1 rRNA gene is annotated in these 255 nt (G+C 50.6%); it reads left to right on the top strand.

The features are described 5' to 3' along the window. Positions 1–131 (top strand): 23S ribosomal RNA (locus ACZ9W6_RS17690); the annotation flags it as partial. Positions 132–255: the final 124 nt, after the last annotated feature.

Genomic DNA, 255 nt, shown 5'->3' with positions numbered 1-255 from the left:
GAAGATGAGACTTCCCTGGAGGCTTGACCTCCCTGAAGAGTCGTTCGAGACCAGGACGTTGATAGGTCGGGTGTGGAAGCGCTGTGAGGCGTGTAGCTAACCGATACTAATTGCTCGTGAGGCTTGATCCTATCAATTGAGTTGCTTTGAAGCAGCGACGCGTAAGATACAAGAATCTACCGAATTCGGCTTTGAGTTTGTATACAAGTTAATGTCTGGTGGCCATAGCGAGGTGGTCCCACGCCTTCCCATTCC

The sequence above is a fragment of the Vogesella lacus genome, assembly GCF_979366295.1.
This window is presented reverse-complemented; position numbering and strand designations above follow the sequence as displayed.